This is a genomic window from Bombella saccharophila (assembly GCF_026385475.1).
GTDB lineage: Bacteria > Pseudomonadota > Alphaproteobacteria > Acetobacterales > Acetobacteraceae > Bombella > Bombella saccharophila.
Map to the genome: position 1 here is coordinate 81,906 of NZ_JANIDW010000002.1, position 19,824 is coordinate 101,729.

Sequence of the window (19,824 nt, forward strand, 5' to 3'; positions counted from 1 at the left end):
TTATGACAGCGCGGCGTTCTTCAGGCTCATCTAGCGTGGTGCATCCATGGGTAACCCCAGCATTGATGACGCGTAAAACCCGCAATTTTGCCGAGATTCGTGCTGTAGAAGGCTGGGTCTTATGGCAAGAGAGCCGGCCTGATGAGCAAGGGCGTAGCGTGATTGTCGGGCGTGCGCCAGATGGCAGCCTGCATGACCTCACCCCACCAGACGCCCAGCCGGGGACGGAGATGCATGTTTATGGCGGGGGCGCGTGGGCCGCTATGTATGATGGCGCGGCGATTCATGTGGTGTTTAGCGATAGGAAGCGAGGCGGGTTATGGCGCAGCGTGCAAGGGGGAGAGGCGCAGCCCGTATGTGGTGCGGCTTATGGTGAGGGAGGCATTGCTTATTCTTATGCGGATCTAGCCTTCCAAGGGGAGCGGTTGGTCTGTGTGCGGGAAGCGGAACATCCTGATGGGGTGATTCATGCTGAACTTGTGGAGGTTATGCCCTCTGGGGTGGTGTGTTCCCTGCAAAGCGGGGCGGATTTTTACATGGCCCCGCGTTTATCGCCAGATGGGCGGTTTTTAGCCTTTATCGCGTGGCAGAACCCTCATATGCCGTGGACGGAAACCGGACTGTATGTGCAGGACCTCACTGGCGCACAAGGGACAATGTGCCTCGCCGGTGGGGCGGGGCAGGCATGTAGCGTGATGGGCCCGTTTTGGGCGGGGGAGCGGCTTTATGCGCTTTCTGATGGGGTGCCAGAGCATGCAGCCGCGGATTATAACCGGCATTGGACGCCCATTGCCTTTGAGGCCAAAGCTGACGCCGCAGGGGAGGAGGTGACCTGGCAACCCCAGCCCTTACCCCCCGCCCCGGCAGAGATAGGCTTGCCAGCATGGGTGTTTGGGCAATCATGTTGCGCTGCGTTGCCGGAGGGGCAATTATTAGCGCGTGGGGTGCGTCATGGTGTGCCTGTGACGTTGCTTTATCACCCGCAAACAGGCTGGAAGGATGTGCTGATAGGGGCTGTCCCCGATGATGTGCCCGTGCCTGTGGAGGGGGGGAGAGATTTTGCGTGGCTAAATAGCCCTCCAGATGCCCCGCCTTGTGTGATGATGGGCTCTTTAGAGAGTGAGATAGAGGGGCGCATATGTGTGCGGCAAGCTTGGGCGTTGCCTGATGGTGTAACCCCGGCTGATATTGCCGTGCCAGAGACGGTGAGCTTCCCTGTAGAGGAAGGGCCGGGGCCGCTTTATGCACAATTTTACCGCCCTGCCCAAGGGCCACATTGTGAGGCGGTGCAGGGTAAGCCCCCGCTGGTGGTGATTGTCCATGGCGGGCCAACAGGGCAAGCACGGACGGACCTCTCCTTTAAGGTGCAATGGTGGACATGCCGTGGCTTTGCCGTGCTGGATGTAAATTATCGTGGCTCTACAGGGTTTGGGCGCGCTTATCGTGCGGCTTTAGATGGCCGCTGGGGCGTGCTGGATGTGCAAGATTGTTGTCGCGCGGTGCAAGGGGTGGTGGATAAAGGCTGGGTGGACCCGCAACGCTGTGTCATCCGGGGGAGTAGTGCAGGGGGGCTAACGGTCCTTTCCGCCCTTGCGCATTCATCGCTGTTTGTAGCAGGGACATCGCTTTATGGCGTGACGGATTTGCGCGGCTTAGTGGCAGAGACGCACCGTTTTGAGGCCTGTTATTTAGATGGATTAATCGCCCCTTGGCCAGAGGGCGAGGCGGTTTATCGGGCGCGTTCGCCCCTTTCATGGCCGGAGGCTATCACCGCACCGGTGTTGTTCCTCCATGGGGATGCGGACCGCGTCGTACCGCTCTCCCAAGCAGAGGCGTTGCAGAGCCAGCTTCCTGCCTCATCGCTGCATATTTACCAAGGGGAGGGGCATGGCTTTCGCTCGGCAGAGGTCATAGCGGAGTCTTTGGAGCGAGAATTGGCGTTCTACCGGGATGTTTTTGCGCAAGCAGCGGCCTAATGGGCTTTGCGTTTTGTATGGCTCTTGCGCGGTGGTCGCTGGGGGCGTTGGGGGAGGCGGCGAATCACTGTTAATGCCGTGATGAGCGCGCAAGAGCCGATGAGTGTTACGCCAAGGGCTTGGCCGACCATGACCCCCCGCGGGCCGTAATGGACGCCTATTGCGACAAAGGGAATGGTTCCAACTGTGGCACGCGCCCAATTAAACATGGTCGAATAAAGCGGGTGGCCTAGATTATTAAAGGCGGTGTTAGAGACAAAAAGCAACCCGACAAACATATAGCTCGCCACGGCCCAATGGCAGAACAGCTTTACAAGCCCGACTGCATCACCTTGGACGTGGAAGAGATGGAGAATAAGCGGCTCCCCGAGCGCGAAGAAGAGCCAATCCAACCCTACACAGAGGGCGGTGAGTTTGAGGGCGGCGAGGAAGGTCTCTTGGACGCGCTGAGGCAAGCACGCCCCCAGATTTTGCGCCATGATGGGGCCAACTGAGCCTGTAAGGGCAAAGACAAAGGCAAAGGCGACAGGGACCATGCGGTCCACCACCGCTTGGCCAGAGACAGCCTCCAACCCAAAGCGGGACATCGCATGGGTGACGATGAGATTGCCGATGGGTGTTGCCATATTCGTGCCGATAGCGGGCAGGGCGATGCTGCCAATATCGCGGCTAGCATGGGGGATAATTTTTAGGCGGGGGCGTTCGAGCATGTCATGCCCGCGGAGATTAAGGAACCCGCTTAGTGAAATCACACAACGGGAGAGGACGGTGCTAATAGCTGCCCCTTCTAAGCCTAAATGGAAGCCGAAGATTAAGATGGGGTCGATAATCACCGTACAAGCGGCCCCTGTAAGGGTAACGCGCATCGCTCGCCCTGCATCCCCAACAGCGCGGAGAAGGGAGGATAGAGCCATCCCTAAGCAGACGAGGGGTAAAGCAGGGGAGGTGATATACATGAAGTGAGAAGCGTGCTTTAGGGCCTCCCCACGGGCCCCAAGGAGGACGAGGAGGGGGTGAGCGAGCAACGCCGTTGTGACCCCTAGGGCGGTCGTAACAACCAGCATGAGGACGAGAAAGGCCGAGGCGTGACGCCGCGCACGGAAATGGCGGCATGCCCCAATGAGCCGCCCCGTATTGGCCCCAAGGCCGATGGACATACCGAGCGAGACAGCAACTTGGACAAAACCAAGTGAGGTCGCAAAGGCAATAGCGGCGGTGAGGGTGGGGTCATGCAGATGTGAAATATAGAAGAAATTGAGCAGATCGACACAAAAGACGGCCATCAGCCCAATAGCCCCCGTCCCGGCCATGGTGATGACATGGCGCATAATATTGCCATGGACAAACCGAGCGTGCCGCCGTTGATGCTGCGCTTTTGCGCAGGGCGAGCGGTCCTTCACGGGGGAAGGAGAGGGGGCAGACGGGGCATGGCGGTCATGATGCGGCATCGTGGCCTATTGTGCCTTGTTTATAGAAGAAGGGCCAGTGCTGAATTATACGCCACGTTATAGCATGTTGTGTTAGGCGGGCTCAAAACCAGCTTGCCGGATGAGGGCATTAATCTCTGCCTGTGGGAGTGGGGCAGCCTGAAAGAGAATACGCGCTTGTGGCGGCTCTAGCGTGACAGTTGCTTGTTTGATGGCGGGGGAGGCCTCTAACACGCGGGTGAGCGCACGCACGCAGCCTTCGCATGTCATGCCAGCAACGGGGATGGTTAGAGGAGTCGTCATGAGGGGTAGTCCTTTTTTAGAGGGCGATTAAGGGAATGTCTTTCCAAAAAGGAAGAACCTTTCTAATCTGGTGTCGTCTGTAAAAGGAGAAAAGGCGTCTCATGCCTATGTGGTCATTTTGGCGGGTGATGATGGGGGTGGTGTTGTGTCTGCTGATGCAGCTGCCAGCTTTTATCATGCCCTCTGCAATGGCCGATGGGATGGAGCCGCCTATGATGAGGATGGAGCGCGCAGCGGTGATGAGGGCGGGGCCTGTCTTAGCTCATGAAGGGCGGGAGACAGGGGCTATGCCTGCCTGTTGTCAGGGTCATCATAGCGTGTGTGATGCAGGCTTATGGCCTGCTGGCCAGGGGCTGCATCCTATGTCCTTTAGTGGCACAAGGCTGCTTGTTTATCAGGATTGTATCAAAGCGCGTTCATTATTGGCCGCGCCGTGGCGTCCTCCGGCTTTATTACCTGTTTGACTGCGTTTTATGGCGAAGCTGGGAAGGCTTAGCCGTTCATGATGTGTCTTTTTAGGTAATATATAATGTCATCTTATCATGTGCCACGCCGTCAGTTTTTGGCGGGGTTGGGTGCGGCTGGGTCGGGCCTAGTCACGCCGTTAGGTGCGCGGGCAAAGGGGCGGCAAACTGCCCCAGCTGCGCCTTTGCTACCACCGTTGGAGTTTGAGCTTCACATCACGCGCCGGACGATGCATATCGCAGGGCAGCATGGTGTGGGTTATTGCGTGAATGGGCAAATGCCCGGCCCTCTTTTGCGCTGGCAAGAAGGGCGGGAGGTTATCATCCATGTTTATAATCATATGGATGAGCCGACTGCTCTGCACTGGCATGGGGTCCGTCTGCCGAGTGCGCAAGATGGTGTGCCGGGGCTAAGCTTTGCTGGGATTCCACCGCGGGGGCGTTATACATATCGCTTTCCTGTTCAGCAGAGTGGGACATATTGGTACCATAGCCATATGGGCCATCAGGAATCCGCAGGGCTTTACGGGGCGTTGATTATCGAGCCTGCGGGGGCCTCTCTCCTGCCTAAAGCGGAGCGTGATTATACAATTCTCCTCTCTGATTGGTCTGATGTTTCAGCCGCGCAGATTGTTGATAATCTGAAGATGCAGGATGATTATTATAATTTCCGCCAACGGAGTATAGCTTCCCTGCCGCAGGAGAGCCGTGCTGCTGGGGGATTAGGGGCTGCGTTAAAGAGCCGCTTGCAATGGTCGCATATGCGGATGAGCGCGACTGACATCTCCGATGTAAGTGGTGTGTTGTATCGTTATTTAATGAATGGCAAGCCCGCGCAGGAGGGGTGGAGTGGGTTATTCACCCCCGGTGAGCGCATCTGCTTACGGGTGATTAACGCTGCGGCGATGACGTTATTTGATGTCCGCATCCCCGGCCTTACCATGCAGCTGGTGGAGGCCGATGGGAATCCGGTTGTTCCGGTTAATCTTGATGAGTTCCGCATTGGGCCGGGTGAGACATATGCGGTGCTACTCACCCCACAAGGGGGTAAGCCCTATACAATCTTTGCCCAAAGTGAGGACCGTACTGGCTATGCGCGTGGGACATTAACACCGCATGAGGGGCTTTTAGGCTCGCTCCCTGCGATGGACCCCAGGCCTGTGCGGGGTATGGTGGATATGGGCATGGCCATGCCTATGAAAAACGGGGCTGCGAAGATGGCGATGCCCCCCACCATTGCCCGCGCCCCAGCTGATGAGATTGATGACCCCGGCCCGCCCCCTGTGAATGTGGAGAATCAAAATGTTGCAGCTCACCCGATAGAGCGCGTCACAAGCCCCGGTGATGGGTTGGAAGGGCTGGGCCGCCGCGTCCTTGCTTATAGCGACCTTATCGCCCTGCGTCCTCCGCCGGACCAACGCCCGCCCTCACGCGAGATTATCTTACATCTGACAGGCAATATGGAGCGGTATATATGGGGTTTTAACGGGCGGAAATATTCCGAATCCGGGCCGATTCACCTCGCTTATGGGGAGCGTGTTCGCTTTACCATCATTAATGATACGATGATGGAACATCCGCTTCATCTTCATGGTCTGTGGAGCGAGTTGGAGACAGGGGCGGATGACCAGCATCGCCCGCTCAAACATACGGTTATTTCCCAACCCGGCTCCCGTATGAGTGTGCTTGTAACGGCGGATATTCGTGGGGTTTGGGCGTATCATTGCCATCTTATGTATCACATGCAAACGGGGATGTTCCGTGAGGTGGTGGTGTCATGAAACACATCACAATGATAGGGGCTGCTCTTGTGGTGGGCCTCGCTGTCACGCCGCTTCATGCTGAAGATATGGGGGATATGGATATGTCTGGCATGGATATGGCGGATATGACCATGCCCGCTAAGAAGCCGAACCCAAAAGCACCGCCTCAACAGGGGCCTCAGCAGGATAAGACGCAAGCCGCCCCGCTTGCGCTTGTAAAAAAGATGCCGCGCCTTGTGCATAAAGCGGTAGATGCGCCCGGTGAGCCGGTGGTGGATATTGGCCATCATCTACAGGGGATGGATCAAGGGCGGTGGTTTCATGGTGTGTTGGATGAGTTTGAAGGCCGCTATCAAGCGGGTGGGCGGTCATCTTTGCGGTGGGATGGTGAGGCTTGGTATGGTGGTGATTATAACCGCCTCTGGCTTAAAACAGAGGGCACTATGACGAAAGGGCGGGTGCGCGATGGCGACCAAGAGCTTCTTTATAGCCGGGCGATTTCCACCTATTTCAACCTTCAAGGTGGCGTAAGGTTAGACCTTGATAGCGGCCCAACACGTGCGTGGGGAGCTGTTGGGATAGAGGGGCTGGCCTTGTATCAGTTTGAGGTCCAAGCGACAGGGTATTTTAGTGACCGAGGCGTGGCTGGGCGGTTTGAAGGCTCTTATGATATTCTTCTTACCAATCGTCTCATTCTTCAGCCGCAGGTGGAGCTAAATTTGTATAGCCGAGCGGATAAACAACGGCGGATTGGCTCTGGCCTTGCGGATATCGATACCGGGTTGCGTCTGCGCTATGAGTTATGGCGCAAAATGGCCCCTTATGTGGCCGTGACGTATGATTCCCCCCTGACCCAAGGGCGGCATATGGCCCGCCGCCGTGGGGATAAAGCGAGCGAAGCGCGCTTTACATTCGGGATTCGGAGTTGGTTCTAAGGTAGGGAAGGTTGTATCATGGTTGTCACGTTCGGAAAGGGAGTATGAAGATGGCAGATGCGAGACATGTATTAGTCACAGGGGGTACGTCCGGCATTGGGCTTGCCATCGCACAGGCCTTTGCGAAGGAGGGAGACCATCTCATCCTGATAGGCAGCAGCCCGGAGCGTGACTACACAAAGGCCGTACAAGCTGTTGAGGCCGCAGGTAAAGCCGCTGGGCATGATGTGCGCGTCTGCGCTAATGGGGTGAATATTACGGACTTCCCAGCGGTAAAAGCCCTATTGGCAGAGATTGCCGCAAAGGTAGGGACGTTGGATGTCGTGGTTCATTCCGCCGGGGTGTTTTTTGAGACACCCATTACGGATGAAACACCTGAAGCCTTTGATAAAATGATGAGCATTAATGTCAGCGGCATGTGGCATGTTGTGCAGGCCTCCCTCCCTTATATTCGGCGTAAGAAAGGCCATGTTCATGGGGGGAAGATTGTGGCGATTTCCTCCATTTGTGGCTTTTACAGCTTTGCCGGTTATGCCGCTTATGCTGCCAGTAAGGCCGCGGCTACCGCCCTTGTGCGTAGCCTTGCTTTAGAGCTTGGGCCGCTAGGTATTAACATTAATGCCGTTGAGCCGGGCCGGGTTAAGACCTCCATGCATGATGCGTTGATAAACGACCCCACAAAGGCAGAGGCGTTGCAGGCTGTGGCAGAGGCCAACCCCAGCAAGCGGACTTTCTCCACCCCTGAGGATATTGCGGCGGTTGTGCTGTTCCTCGCTGGCCCCGGGGCTGTGGCGATGCATGGCTCGGCCATTGTGGTGGATGAGGGGACATCTCTCGGCCTCGTCTAAGGCGGTTAGTCTGTTCCCATAATGAGGCTGGAGCCTCTCACGCTGCCAAGAATGCTTGAAAGCGGGGGAGGCCTCTCCCATATCTGCTCCATCTTTTTGCGGTAGAGCAGGCGGCCGCCGAAGATGAAGCCTGTTTGGAGTCTGCCATTTTGGAGGAGTGCAACACATCATGAGTGATGGCAAAAATGCAGCGGAGATGAAGCAGCATAGCTTTAGCGCTGAGGTCGGGCAGCTGCTTGATTTGGTTGTTCATTCTTTATATTCCGACCGGGAAATCTTCCTGCGTGAGCTTGTGGCGAATGCGGCTGATGCGATGGATAAACGCCGCTTTGAGGCTTTAACGAGCCCTGCATTATCCCTGCCAGAGGCCCCGTCTATCCATATCAAGGCGGATAAAAAGGCCAAAACCATCACGCTCTCTGATGACGGATTGGGGATGAGCCCGGAGGAGTTGACCCAAAACCTGGGGACGATTGCCCGCTCTGGCACCAAAGCGTTTGGAGAGAAGCTGAGCAACGCCAAGCCGGAGGACCGCCCTAATCTGATTGGTCAGTTTGGCGTGGGGTTCTATTCGGCCTTTATGGTGGCTGATAAGGTGGATGTGATTTCCCGCCGGGCGGGGGAGGATGTGGCTGCCCGCTGGGTGTCGGAAGGTAAAGGCTCTTACAGCCTTGGCCCTGCTGAGCGCGCGCATGCGGGGACAGATATTACCCTCCATATTAAAGATGATGCGGAGGAGTTTTTAGACCCGTGGCGTTTGCGCAGCATTATCCGTAAATGGGCTGACCATATCGCATGGCCAGTCGTGCTGCATGAGCCGGATGAGGATGGTAAGGAGAAGGAAGAAACCATCAATGAGGGCAAGGCCCTTTGGTTGCGTCCAAAATCCGAGATTACATCTGAGGATTATACCGAGTTCTATCGCCATACAGTCCGCGCTTTTGATGAGCCTTATGCGACCCTGCATTGGAAGGCCGAAGGCACGGTGGAGTTTGCTTCTCTGTTGTTCCTCCCCGGTGCGCGCCCGTTCGATTTTATGGAGCAGAGCAGCCGGGAGAGCCGGATTCACCTGCATGTAAGGCGTATGTTCATCACGGATGAGGCCAATTTAGTGCCGAACTGGCTGCGCTTTGTCCAAGGTGTGGTTGATACGGATGACCTCCCCTTGAATGTCTCGCGTGAGATGCTGCAATCCACCCCTGTATTGGCACGCATCCGCAAAGCGGTGACCAAACGTGTTATCAGCGAGGTTAAAAAACGCGCGCAGGAAGGTGGTGAGGCCTTTACTGGCTTTTGGAATAATTTCGGCCTCGTGATTAAGGAAGGGCTATGGGAGGATTCCGAACATCGGCAGGAGATTGCGGAGTTTGCTCGCTTCCATTCCACTCATGATGATGAGCTGACAACGCTGGATGATTATATCAGCCGGATGAAGCCAGAGCAGGAGACCATCTATTATCTCGTTGGGGATAATCTGAACGCCCTCAAGGCCTCTGCCCAGCTAGAAGGCTTCCGTGCCCGTGGGTTGGAGGTGTTGTTGCTCTCTGATGCTGTGGATAGCTTCTGGCCAGACCGCCTCCACTCTTACAAAGACAAGACCTTCCGCTCTGTCGCGCAGGCTCATGGTGAGTTGGAGAAGTTCGCTCCAGAGGCGGAGGAGCAAGGGGATGCAGCTAATGTTGAAAAACTAACCCCCGCTCTGAAGGATGCTCTTGGTGAGGCCGTGAAGGAGGTACGCAGCACTGTACGCCTGACAGGGAGTGCTGTGGTGTTGGCTAGCGAAGGCGGGCCAGATTTAGCCATGCAACGCCTTATGCGCCGCTCCGGGCAGGAAATGCCTGCTCTGCCCCCGGTCTTGGAGATTAACCCTCGTCATCCTCTCATTTGCGCTCTGGCGGAGCGTGCGGAGAAGGGCGAGAGCGTTGCAGAGCATGCCCGTATTCTGCTGGACCTCGCTCGTGTGCAGGAAGGTGAGGCACTCCCCGACCCCAGTGGCTTCGCCCGTACACTCGCAGGCCTGCTCGCTGGGACTGTGACGGCCTAACGATTAAGGCCGTATGATACGGAGAAAGGCACGTCTTTTAGGGCGTGCCTTTTCTTTATGGTTCATCCAAAAGGGCAGGCAGAACCTCTTTGAGGCTGCGGGAAGCGTTCTGGCTGTTATGGCGGAGTTGTGTGAGGATGGCCGCATCCTCGGCCAAGGAGAGCTTCTCAGCTAAGAGTAAGAGCAGGGCGAGGGATGTTCTTAGGCGGGCGAGATAGCCCGCAATATCAAGCATGACCCCTAATAGATGCGTTGCCTGTTCCCCTGTGGGGAAGCAGGTCACCACCGTATCAAGCAGACCCGATAATGTATCGGACTCGTTGCGTGGTTTTTCCCCATGTTGGCGGAGGCGATGGCTGATTTGCCGTTCTTGCTCCTTATTTTGCTCCAAAATGGTGGTGATCCAATGTTGCAAGGTCGGTGGGGCAGCGGGGCGGCTTAGTAATTCGAGCAAGTATTCCCGTACAATAGATGTCAGGCCGAGATGCTCATGGAGACGTTCTATATAAAGAGCAGCAATGGGGGAGGATTTAGCAAAAGAGCGCGGCACTGTGACCTCTATTGGGGGCGGTTAGCGTAATGGCGGGCGAGAACAGTACAGATAAATAATTGTATTTGATGAAAAATCATCAAAGGCAGGACAACAATACCTGCCCCGCTAGGGAAAATAACATTCGCCATCGGCACCCCTGAGGCGAGCGATTTTTTAGACCCGCAAAATTGCAGGGCGATATTATCCTCAATGGATTGCTTTATACCGTGGCCTAAGAGGAAGGTGAGGGCAAGGGTAAGGGCGAGGAGGAGTGTATCGACCAGCCCAACCCCCAATAAGGTGAGGAGCGGGACGCGATGCCACAAGCCTTGCAGCACGGCAACACTAAACGCCGCATAGACCATCACGATGATGGAGCCTCTATCTGAAAAAGAGAGAAGAATCTTATGGCGGCGCACGATGGGACCAACCCATGGTTGTAGAATCTGCCCTGCAATAAAGGGCAGAAGAAGCTCTTGGGCGACATTAAGGACAGTCTGCACGCCAGAGCCGCCATGGCTGCGATGGAGGAGGAGGCTCGTTAATAGTGGTGTGAAAAGAATCCCCAAGATATTGGAGACAGTCGCAGCACAAATAGCGGCAGGGACATTACCGCGCGCAATAGAGGTAAGGGCAATGGAGGATTGTACGGTCGAGGGTAAGCAGCATAAAAAGAGGACCCCTATCCAGAGGTCAGGGCCTAAAAACCCCGTGGGGGAGAGTAGATGGCAGAGCGTATAAAGCCCCACACCAAGGAGGGGGAACAGCGCAAAGCTAACGAGGAGCGTGCTGCCTTGTAACCTCCAATTACGGATACTCTCAACTAAAGCAGAGCGTTGCAGCTTTGCTCCCTGGAAGAAGAACATCAAAATAACAAGCAGTGATGTTAAGCGGGAGAGCCAAGGTTGCCATGTGGGAGGGCAGGGGAGAAAGGAGGCTAACAGGACAGCGGCGATGAGGCTCATTAAAAAAGGGTCGGGACGTCTCATAAGGCTGGCTCCTGCAAAGCAACGAGGCGATCTGCGGTGAGAAAGACGGTAGAGCAGATTAGCCGCGCTGCCAATGTGTAGAGCAAAAAGGGGGTAAGGAGCCTGTATAAAGTTTCATCTAAAGGGGTGAGTAAACGGCTTGCCAAATAGGACCTGATAAGGGCATTTTCCCTTTGAGCTTGAAGAAGGGATATATCCTAATAAAGCGAGGGAGGGGTCAAAGAATGACCGTTAAGCGGCGTATGGTTTTAGGATCATTTCTGGCAGCAGGGGCTTTTATGGGCGGTAAAGTGCGCGCAGCAGAGGGGGGCGGGTCTAACGCTGCACCGGCTCAGCCTAATAACGCCCATGCGGAGCCGGGTAATGCAACGGCACCTATCCCTCAGCATGTGCATGAGACGGTGGCGGACCAACAATATCGGCCTAAGATCCACTTCTCGCCTCCAAAGGGTTTTATGAATGACCCTAATGGGCTGATTTTTGATGGGCGATATTACCATCTCTATTATCAGCATAACCCCTTTGGGCCTTATGCTGGGCATGTGCATTGGGGGCATGCTGTGAGTACGGACCTCTATACATGGCAGGACCTCCCGATTGCGATTCATGAGACAGAAGCCGGGGAGGCTTATAGCGGGTGTGCGATTTTAGATAGGGATAATCGCTCTGGCCTTTTTCCTGCACGAACGCAGGATAAACCACAGCCCGGCTCTGTCGAGACAGCCGCACAAAAAGCCGCGCGTCTTTTGGAGGGCAAGGGAGAGCAAGACCAACGGGATATTGACCGCCTCGCTGTAGGGCCCCTTCGGGGGCATCAAAAGTCTGAGTATTTAGCCGCCCTAAGGGATGATCCTGTGGCAGGGAAGGATGTTCCTGTCCCGATGGCACCGGCTTTGCCGCCTATGGCTGGTGGGTTAGTGGCAATTTACACGCGGGCAACGCCACAAAGACAGACGCAATATCTCGCATGGAGCCCTGATGGCGGGCAGACCTTGAAGGATTATGAGGGCAATCCCGTGCTGGATATTGGGCATAATTCCTTCCGCGACCCGAAAGTGTTTTGGCACGGTCCGACTGAAAAATGGGTGATGGTCGTGGTCCGCTCTCGCGAGCATAAGGTCTCTTTTTATGGTTCCTTTGACCTAAAACATTGGATGCATTTGAGCGACTTTGGTCCTTCCGGCATTACCGGGGTGGATTATGAATGTCCGGCCCTAGCGGAGGTTGAGGTTGAGGGCGAAGCCCCCGGTGAGAAACGCTGGGTGTTGTTTGTGTCTATCAACCCCGGCGGGCCACAAGGGGGGAGCATAACACAATATTTTGTCGGGCAGTTTGATGGCGAGCGTTTCATCCCAGATGATACGATTGTAGACCTTACGGATTTCGGCAAAGATAGTTACGCGCTTCAGACCTATGAGAACATGCCGGGGAAGCAAACTGTCTATATCGCTTGGCTAGATAATTGGCAGTATTGCGAGGAACTGCCCAATAAAAGCTGGCGCGGTATTATGACCCTGCCGCGGAAAGTGGTGTTACGGCGGGATACGGCTGGGTGGCTGCGTATCGCTCAAAACCCGTATAAGTTGGAAGCCTTGCGTAAGGCGGCGATCCCTTTCCCGCTCTCACGGCTAGAGGCGCAGAGCAGCCGGCAAGTGGCCATCCCTGCTGGGGAGGCGATAGAGCTGGTGTTAGATGCAGCGTTGGAGGAACGTCATAACAGCAATCTGCCCGATGGTGAGCAAGGGCGCGCAGGGCGTTTTGTTGTGGTGTTCTCTAACCGACAAGGGGAGAGTTTAAGCATCGGGTTTGATGGCTTCTCCTGCCAATTATGGCTTGATAGAAGCAATCTACATGGCTTTAGCCATCCCTTCTTTACCGGGACGTTCTCCTCTGCACTCGTGCCCGGTAGTCGGCGGTTTAAGCTGCGGATTGTGTTGGATGCCAGTACGCTAGAAGTCTTTGCGAATGAGGGCATGTCCGTTGGTACAGCTCTCATTTATCCCGCTAACCCACTTGAGACACTCAGTGTGCAGGTCACTAACGCCGCAGCGGTGATTCACAAGCTAGAGCTTTACCCATTGCGCCAAACGGTCAGCCGATTGGAGCAAAATTAAAGACTTAAATAACAGCGAGCGGCATCTTGCGGTGTGGTGGGGGAAAAGCGGCATCAAGAGCCTGTAAATCTGCGTGGGTGAGGATAATTTCCTGCGCAGCGAGGTTAAGGGCTTGGTGATGTGGTGTGCCTGCTTTGGGGATGGCGATCATATTTTGGCGGCGTAACACCCATGCAAGGGCAATTTGCGCGGGGGTAGCAGGGCCGTGTGTGGTCTCATGTTGTTGGGCAATCTCATGGAGGAGCGGGTGTTTTAACAAGGCTCCCCCCTGCCCGATAGGACAATAAGCCATTGAGACGATATGCGCTGTCTCATCATGGGGGAGGAGGTCATATTCCGTCCCTCGATAGTCGAGACTATAGAGAATCTGATTAACTGCGGGGCGGAACTTATGAGCAAGGAGGGTCTTCATATCCTCCGTATCGAAGTTTGAGACACCCCACCCCCCAATGAGACCGCGTTTTTTAAGGGTCTCAAAAGCGCGATGTGTTTCCTCAAAAGGGATGGCACTGGGCCAATGGAGGAGATAGAGGTCCAAATAATCGGTATTAAGATGGCGTAGGGAGCGTTCGCACGCTTCTTGCGTACCTTTGTAAGAGGCATGGCTGGGGAGAACTTTGCTGATGAGGAAGGCCTTATCACGCCGCCCATTTATAGCCTCGCCAATAACAGCTTCCGCACGGCCTTGGCCGTACATTTCTGCGGTATCAATAATGTTTAGGCCCGCCTCTAGCCCCATTTGCAAGCTGCGAATCTCATCTGCTCGGTGGGCAGGGTTGTCGCCCATGCGCCATGTGCCCATCCCTAGAGCAGGGAGGGAGGTGCCATTAAGGGTAATAGTGGGGGCTGAAGGCGTTGTCATAAAGGGCGTCTCCTAAAGCGTGGAGAGGCGAATCCTCATAGGCACGCTTTGATAGAGATAGGTAAGCGCAGCATGAGGACAGGGGAAAGAGAGAGCCCAGCATGCCTGTTATGCCCATCCTGCGGCACATAACGCACAAGAACAAGATTTTTAAGGGGAATTAAATGGTGCCCAAGGGCGGGATCGAACCACCGACACTGCGATTTTCAGTCGCATGCTCTACCAACTGAGCTACTTGGGCACCGGGCCGAGCAGGAATACCGCCCGGCTATGAAGAGGGGTTTACCCTATGGATGAAGGGGGATCAACCCTCTTTGATGAAGAAAGTGTGTGCGGATTAAAGCTGGGATTTAAGGTTGTTGGTGGGAGGTATCGTGTGATGAGAGTATGGCTTTGCCCTCGGCCTCGGCGAGGTCGGCAGGGTCATTATCTTGGCGGAAGGAAGGGGTACGATACGCGCCTTTAAACCAGCGTCCTAAATCGACATCAGCACAACGTTGGGAGCAAAAGGGGCGGAAGGTGGTTTGGGTTGGTTTATGGCAGATAGGGCAGCTCATGAAAGGCTCCAGCATGATGATGGAGAGAGAGGGCGGCTATGGAGTGTAAGGCGTTGGCCAGTTGCATGGAAGAGGTCATCCAAAGCGATGGGGTCGGCCTCTAGCGCATGGATAATGGCAGGCGGGGCAAAAAGCTGCTCGCCTTTAAGGCCTTCTGTCAGGATGCGTTGGAGGATGGCAAGGCCTTGCCCGTGTGGGGAGTGGTGGAGCTCATGCAATGGGGCACGGCGGCGGGGGCGGGTGATTTCCAGTAAGCCGCTGGGGGTTATGCCGGTAATGCGCGGGAAGAGCGGGTCATGCTCTTGCGTGGCCGCTTTGCGGAGGAAGGGCACTAAGGCGGGGCGTTTGGCACTGCGTACACCGGCAGGGTCGATGAGAATCGGGCCAGAGAGGTTACGCAGTTTAATCTCCCGGAGTAGGGCGGGAAAACAGGTTAGATTCGCTGCAAAATCGGGCTGTTGTTGGGCGTCTAAATCGATCGCTGTGAGGGCGGCGGCGGGGGTGATATGTGCGATGAGGGGGCCAAGGAGGGCCGTGGGGGCGTATAAAGCGGCCCAATCGGCCTCTAACACATCATCAAAACAGCGGCTAACACGCTCTAAACGTGGGCGTAGAGCGGCAGGTAGGCGTGCGGCCAAGGCGGCATTATCGACTAAAATAGGGCAGTCCGCCGGGGTATGTTGGAGGATGTCCTCTAAAGGTGTGGGACCATGTTTGAGAAGGCGCGGCGTATGGCCTGGTGTCATCCCAGTTGGTAGGGGGGCGACTTTAAGGCGGAGGCCTTTCCCATTTTGGGCGGCGCGCGTAATTTGCCCGCAGAGGAGGCTCCCTTCTGGGGGAAGTTTACGTCCCTTTATAAAGCCTGTCTGCGTAGTAGCAGCCCCTGCTTCCCCGGCGAGTTCAACAAAAGCACCGTCAAGGGCAGGTGCATGGGCGGTAATACGGACAATATGCACATCCCCCCAGCCATCTGGCGCGCCGGGCCGCCAAAGAGCGGCATCCTGGAGGATGTCGTCTTTAAGGAGGGCGATTCGGATTTCCCCGGGGGAGCTTGTAAGGCGTAATTCCATGACAGGGTTAATCCACCCATTTTTGCCCCGCAGGGAGGGGCTGGCCACGCAGGAGTTGCACTATCTCAAATAAAGGAAGGCCAATGACGCCAGAGGGGCTACCGCCAACTTGTCGAATAAAAGCCGCCGCTTGTCCTTGGAGGGCATATCCCCCCGCTTTGCCTTGCCAATCCCCCCTGTGAATGAGGGCTTCGATCTGCTGAGAGGTGAGGCGGTTGAAGGTCACAGAGCTCTCGACCACGCGTTCGCAATAATGGCCTTCTGGCCATTCTGGCGTAGGTTGGCAGACGATGGCGGTAAAGACTTTATGACGGCGGCCAGAGAGGAGGGTGAGGCAGCGGCGAGCTGTGTCTTCATCCTCGGCTTTGGGGAGGATACGCCGCCCAGCGGCCACAACTGTATCAGCCCCAATGATAAGGGCTGGCTTTCCATATTGATGGGCGTGATGAGCGGCTTTTGCGCGGGCAAGCCTGAGCGCATAGGGGCGGGGGAGCTCGCCCTTATGGGGGGTCTCATCCAGATTGGCTGGGCAGATGGCATCTGGCTCTACCCCGATTTGGCGGAGGAGAGCGATACGGCGCGGGGAGGCGGAGGCCAGCACAAGGGCAGGCCGAGATGACGCAGCCATGAAAACGCTTATTTAAAGCGGAAGGTGATGCGGCCTTTGCTGAGGTCGTACGGGGTCATCTCAACATTAACGCGGTCCCCGGCCAAAACACGGATGCGATTCTTGCGCATTTTGCCGCTCGTATGGGCGAGGATGGTATGCTCGTTATCCAGCGTGACGCGGAACATGGCATTGGGTAGGAGCTCTGTCACTGTACCGGTAAACTCGATCAAATCTTCTTTAGGCATGAATATCCCTTGCAGGAAGGAGGTCAACAAAATGCAGGCTTTTTTACAAGCCCAGCAATGGCGGCGCATTATGTGCGAGCAAGGGGGGAGGACGTCAAGGTTTTTTGCTATTGAGGCGGGGATTCGCTGTTAGCTAATGGTGGCTGATGGTGAAGGAGGGAGCCTTTCCTTAGCTTGCCAGCAATACCACGCTAAAATAGAGCGATGAGGGCTAAAGGCTATCGTGACTGCTTTTAATGCCTTTGGGGTGAGGCGTTTAGGCTGCCTTTGTAATCGCCGCCAGCCTTCTTGCACGCCTAAATCCCCTGCTGGCAGAATATCAGGCCGGCGGAGATGGAACATCAACATCATTTCCGCTGTCCAGCGGCCTACACCGCGCAGGGTGGTTAATTGGGTGATGAGTGTTTCATCATCCATTTTATGAGCCTCGGTAAGGCTTGGGACAATCCCTTCTAATCGCCCTTGGGCAATCGCGCGGAGGCTCGCAATTTTAGCACCAGAGAGGCCACATTGGCGGAGGGTTGTGTCATCTAAAGCAAGCAAAATCTCTGGCGTGGGTGGTGGGCCGTTTTTATCACGCTGCGGCCCGAGGGTGCAGAGGCGGCCAAAGATGGTGCGTGCTGCGGCATTATGAAGCTGCTGGCCCGTTACGGCTTTGATGAGGGAAGCGTAAGGGTCCTGCGTTTGTGGGTCGGGGCGTGTTTGTTCAGCAAGGCGGCAGGGGCCAATCTGTGCGATGAAGGCAGCAAGGGCACGATCTTGCTCAAAACAGGCGGGCAGAGTGGGAGGAGACATAGCTTGCTTTTACTAAAGGTTACAGAAAAGTAGGGCTAGAGGGTGTTTCCGGTGATGACAATATGGGTTGTTCTGAGGCACAAGGGAAAGGTTATGATGATAGCCGCTTTCTGTCCCTCTTGCTGCCAACGGGTTTTAGCCCTGTGACGATGCCGGATGCCTCTTTGCAGACGCGCCGGGAGCGGCTGAGTGATTATGCTGCTCCTGCTATGGGATTGCGGACAGAGGCGCGCACGCCTATGCGGCGCACGCAAGTGCTGGTGGACCCCCCTCTCATTGGCCCGTTGCTTTTGGCGGCTAGTGTTCATGGGCTTATCTTTTGGCTAGTCACCATGACGGATGCTGGCAAGCATGGGACGATGAACGGAGCGGAGCAACCACAGGTGGAAATGGTGTTTGATGCCCCACCTGTTAAACATAGTATGCAAGGCCCGCCAACGCATGAGGTTGGTGGTGCGGCCAGTGCGCCCCCGCCCAGTAGTCAGGAAGAAGCCACCCCCGCACCGATGGAGCCTGTGCCACATGCGCCCTCCTCTCCATCGTTGACGACATCGCCTACGGGGGAGTTGACGAGTGCGGAATCAGCACAGCATCCGCTCTCCAAAGCGGCTCCGCGTCTGCCACGGCATAATCGGGCTACGCCAAGCCATCATCCTGTGACCCGGCAGAGTGACGCCAACCCCTTTGCTCGGCCTATGAATCTCTCTTTGGATGGCGAGCCAACACCGCAGCCTCGTAGGCGGGGCCGCCGTGGGGGCACGGGGGGACCGGTTGATTTCTCTCTTGGCCCGCTCAGTATGAATGGCGAGATCAACGCCCCCTATAAGACGCGCAGCAGCGTTAAAGGGGTTAGCTCTGATTATGGGAGTGAGGTGGATCGCTGGATTCGCAACCATATGTTCTACCCTGATGAAGCCGCGCAGAATGGGGAGGAAGGGCCATCTTCCGTCCATGTTGTGATTGATCGAAGTGGGAAGGTTATTCGTGTGCGTTTGACGGATTCGTCTAATTCTTATTCGCTTGATGCGGCAACGGCTGGGATGTTCCAAGGGGCGCAGTTACCGCCTGTCCCACCTGATATGCAGGGCGATCATTTCGACCTAGATGTGACGATTAATTACATCCTCATCCGCCATTAGAATCTCCCTCTTTCGCCTGTAGTCAGGGGGGAAAAAGGGCGTTAAGTTGCAGCCGCATCTCTCATTGGGGGACGTGGGGTTTGTCCAAAAATTGTAGGGAAAGTGGGTTATCCATGCGCTTTTGTCGTGCGCTGTTTATGTCTGGGTTATGTGTGCCTCTCCTAGGGTTAGGCGGTTGTTTGAGTGTTTATAAGCCTTTTGAGCATAATCCCGGTGGCCAAGCGCAACGTCTTGTGCAAGCGAACATGCCGCCTGCTCGTTTGGCGGTGCCTGTCCCTGTGCCAGAGAATGCGCCATGGCGGGCTGCAACGGCGATGTGGGCGCGGGATATGGTTATTGCGCTTGTTGGGCAGTCCATCCCAGCCGTAGCAAAAATGCCGCAACCGGGGGATTGGTGGGTGCGCCTCGGTGCTGTGAAGGCCGATAATGGCGGTATTCGCCCTCGTTATGCGATTGTTGGGCCAGATGGCAAAGTAAGGGCTAGAGGCTATGGCGCGGTTATTGATGAAGCAGGCTGGCGTGGTGCGGACCCTGATGCATTAAATACGGTTGCCCTCCAAATGGCCCCAGAAATTGCTCATCAACTAACGGAAATCCAAACACGGATGATGATGGATAACCCGCAGAGCTTGATGAACCGCCCTGCACGTATTTGCTTTGATGGTGTCCAAGGTGCGCCGGGGGATGGCAATACGGTGCTTGGCCAAGCCTTTTATACCATGTTGCCCGATGCACATAATAAAGTGCAAACAAAGCATGAGGGGGCGGATTATATTGTTAAAACAACCGTTAGCCTAAAGGATTCGCCTGATGCAGGCCCTCCCAGTGCGGGGCCGCAACAGCAAGTGACGATTATTTGGCATGTCCTTACGCCTGATGGGCAAGAGGCCGGTGCGGCAACGCAGATTCATGACGTGCCAGCACATTCTTTGGATAAATCATGGGCAGATGTTGCTGAGGCCGCCGCGCAAGAAGCCGCAGGAGCGGTGCGGACGATTATCACCAATTATTCCGGCCGGGAGCGTAAAGCCCCCACGGCGCAATCTGATGTAGGGGGGGATGCCTCTAAAGAGAAAGACGGGATGAAGCGGTTCATCTCTGGGACGGACCATCCCGCGCGTAAATAGGCCGCGCATAAATAGGTAAGAGCA

The 19,824-nt window shown here is 55.7% G+C and carries 20 protein-coding genes and 1 tRNA gene; 9 read left to right on the forward strand and 12 right to left on the reverse strand.

Annotated features, from left to right (window positions below; genetic code table 11):
• The first annotated feature begins 2 nt into the window (after nucleotides 1–2).
• Nucleotides 3–1,976 (forward strand): S9 family peptidase, encoded by a 1,974-nt coding sequence (locus NQF64_RS04695; protein WP_266106647.1) that lies wholly within the window; start codon nucleotides 3–5, stop codon nucleotides 1,974–1,976.
• Here NQF64_RS04695 and NQF64_RS04700 read toward each other — a convergent pair.
• Nucleotides 1,973–3,424, reverse strand: coding sequence for an MATE family efflux transporter (locus tag NQF64_RS04700; RefSeq protein WP_266106648.1), 1,452 nt, complete (start codon nucleotides 3,422–3,424; stop codon nucleotides 1,973–1,975). The two genes, NQF64_RS04695 and NQF64_RS04700, sit on opposite strands and share 4 nt — an antisense overlap.
• Before the next feature lie 72 nt (nucleotides 3,425–3,496).
• Nucleotides 3,497–3,706 (reverse strand): heavy-metal-associated domain-containing protein, encoded by a 210-nt coding sequence (locus NQF64_RS04705; protein ID WP_099026593.1) that lies wholly within the window; start codon nucleotides 3,704–3,706, stop codon nucleotides 3,497–3,499.
• A 101-nt stretch (nucleotides 3,707–3,807) separates the two neighbouring features.
• Here NQF64_RS04705 and NQF64_RS04710 point away from each other — a divergent pair, with 101 nt between their 5' ends.
• The 5 genes from NQF64_RS04710 to htpG all read left to right on the forward strand — a co-directional run bounded on the left by NQF64_RS04710 (nucleotide 3,808) and on the right by htpG (nucleotide 9,760).
• Nucleotides 3,808–4,170 carry a hypothetical protein gene (locus NQF64_RS04710; protein ID WP_143813633.1) on the forward strand — a complete coding sequence of 121 codons (363 nt, stop codon included), beginning with the start codon at nucleotides 3,808–3,810 and terminating at the stop codon, nucleotides 4,168–4,170.
• 65 nt (nucleotides 4,171–4,235) lie between these two features.
• The gene (locus tag NQF64_RS04715; protein ID WP_266106649.1) at nucleotides 4,236–5,951 is read left to right on the forward strand and encodes a copper resistance system multicopper oxidase; all 1,716 of its coding nucleotides are present in this window, start codon (nucleotides 4,236–4,238) and stop codon (nucleotides 5,949–5,951) included.
• A 206-nt stretch (nucleotides 5,952–6,157) separates the two neighbouring features.
• A complete protein-coding gene (locus tag NQF64_RS04720; protein WP_407651820.1) occupies nucleotides 6,158–6,868 on the forward strand; it encodes a copper resistance protein B in 711 nt (236 codons plus the stop codon).
• 50 nt (nucleotides 6,869–6,918) lie between these two features.
• Nucleotides 6,919–7,716, forward strand: coding sequence for an SDR family NAD(P)-dependent oxidoreductase (locus NQF64_RS04725; protein WP_266106651.1), 798 nt, complete (start codon nucleotides 6,919–6,921; stop codon nucleotides 7,714–7,716).
• A gap of 169 nt (nucleotides 7,717–7,885) precedes the next feature.
• Nucleotides 7,886–9,760 carry a molecular chaperone HtpG gene (gene htpG / locus NQF64_RS04730; RefSeq protein WP_266106652.1) on the forward strand — a complete coding sequence of 625 codons (1,875 nt, stop codon included), beginning with the start codon at nucleotides 7,886–7,888 and terminating at the stop codon, nucleotides 9,758–9,760.
• A 55-nt stretch (nucleotides 9,761–9,815) separates the two neighbouring features.
• On the opposite strand, the gene NQF64_RS04735 is transcribed toward htpG, so the two are convergent.
• Genes NQF64_RS04735 through NQF64_RS04745 form a run of 3 tightly spaced genes read right to left on the reverse strand, consistent with a single transcriptional unit; the run spans nucleotide 9,816 to nucleotide 11,427 of the window.
• Nucleotides 9,816–10,310, reverse strand: coding sequence for a DUF892 family protein (locus NQF64_RS04735; RefSeq protein WP_266106653.1), 495 nt, complete (start codon nucleotides 10,308–10,310; stop codon nucleotides 9,816–9,818).
• A gap of 8 nt (nucleotides 10,311–10,318) precedes the next feature.
• A complete protein-coding gene (locus NQF64_RS04740) occupies nucleotides 10,319–11,281 on the reverse strand; it encodes a bile acid:sodium symporter family protein (protein WP_266106654.1) in 963 nt (320 codons plus the stop codon).
• Nucleotides 11,278–11,427, reverse strand: coding sequence for a hypothetical protein (locus NQF64_RS04745; RefSeq protein WP_180794206.1), 150 nt, complete (start codon nucleotides 11,425–11,427; stop codon nucleotides 11,278–11,280). Before NQF64_RS04745 ends, NQF64_RS04740 begins: the two co-directional genes overlap by 4 nt.
• A 78-nt stretch (nucleotides 11,428–11,505) precedes the next feature.
• Between NQF64_RS04745 and NQF64_RS04750 the strand changes: the two genes are divergently transcribed.
• Nucleotides 11,506–13,395 carry a glycoside hydrolase family 32 protein gene (locus NQF64_RS04750; protein WP_266106655.1) on the forward strand — a complete coding sequence of 630 codons (1,890 nt, stop codon included), beginning with the start codon at nucleotides 11,506–11,508 and terminating at the stop codon, nucleotides 13,393–13,395.
• Between the two features lie 4 nt (nucleotides 13,396–13,399).
• Here NQF64_RS04750 and NQF64_RS04755 read toward each other — a convergent pair whose 3' ends face one another.
• The 7 genes from NQF64_RS04755 to NQF64_RS04785 all read right to left on the reverse strand — a co-directional run bounded on the left by NQF64_RS04755 (nucleotide 13,400) and on the right by NQF64_RS04785 (nucleotide 17,534).
• Nucleotides 13,400–14,257, reverse strand: a complete 858-nt coding sequence (locus tag NQF64_RS04755; protein WP_266106656.1) for an aldo/keto reductase — start codon at nucleotides 14,255–14,257, stop codon at nucleotides 13,400–13,402.
• A 165-nt stretch (nucleotides 14,258–14,422) separates the two neighbouring features.
• Nucleotides 14,423–14,498, reverse strand: a tRNA-Phe gene (locus NQF64_RS04760).
• Between the two features lie 109 nt (nucleotides 14,499–14,607).
• The gene (locus NQF64_RS04765) at nucleotides 14,608–14,829 is read right to left on the reverse strand and encodes a DNA gyrase inhibitor YacG (RefSeq protein ID WP_407651810.1); all 222 of its coding nucleotides are present in this window, start codon (nucleotides 14,827–14,829) and stop codon (nucleotides 14,608–14,610) included.
• Nucleotides 14,811–15,932 (reverse strand): ribonuclease E/G, encoded by a 1,122-nt coding sequence (locus NQF64_RS04770; protein WP_266106658.1) that lies wholly within the window; start codon nucleotides 15,930–15,932, stop codon nucleotides 14,811–14,813. The genes NQF64_RS04765 and NQF64_RS04770 overlap by 19 nt, the downstream gene beginning before the upstream one ends.
• Entirely contained in the window at nucleotides 15,892–16,512 is a 621-nt protein-coding gene (locus NQF64_RS04775) for a Maf family nucleotide pyrophosphatase (RefSeq protein WP_266106659.1), read from the reverse strand. Before NQF64_RS04775 ends, NQF64_RS04770 begins: the two co-directional genes overlap by 41 nt.
• Nucleotides 16,513–16,520: 8 nt before the next feature.
• Entirely contained in the window at nucleotides 16,521–16,739 is a 219-nt protein-coding gene (gene infA, locus NQF64_RS04780) for a translation initiation factor IF-1 (protein WP_043559458.1), read from the reverse strand.
• Nucleotides 16,740–16,868: 129 nt separating this feature from the next.
• Nucleotides 16,869–17,534, reverse strand: coding sequence for a DNA-3-methyladenine glycosylase family protein (locus tag NQF64_RS04785; protein WP_266106660.1), 666 nt, complete (start codon nucleotides 17,532–17,534; stop codon nucleotides 16,869–16,871).
• Between the two features lie 62 nt (nucleotides 17,535–17,596).
• Here NQF64_RS04785 and NQF64_RS04790 point away from each other — a divergent pair, with 62 nt between their 5' ends.
• Both NQF64_RS04790 and NQF64_RS04795 read left to right on the forward strand, forming a co-directional pair.
• The gene (locus NQF64_RS04790; protein WP_266106661.1) at nucleotides 17,597–18,673 is read left to right on the forward strand and encodes an energy transducer TonB; all 1,077 of its coding nucleotides are present in this window, start codon (nucleotides 17,597–17,599) and stop codon (nucleotides 18,671–18,673) included.
• A 137-nt stretch (nucleotides 18,674–18,810) separates the two neighbouring features.
• Nucleotides 18,811–19,800, forward strand: a complete 990-nt coding sequence (locus tag NQF64_RS04795) for a hypothetical protein (RefSeq protein ID WP_266106662.1) — start codon at nucleotides 18,811–18,813, stop codon at nucleotides 19,798–19,800.
• Nucleotides 19,801–19,824 lie beyond the last annotated feature (24 nt).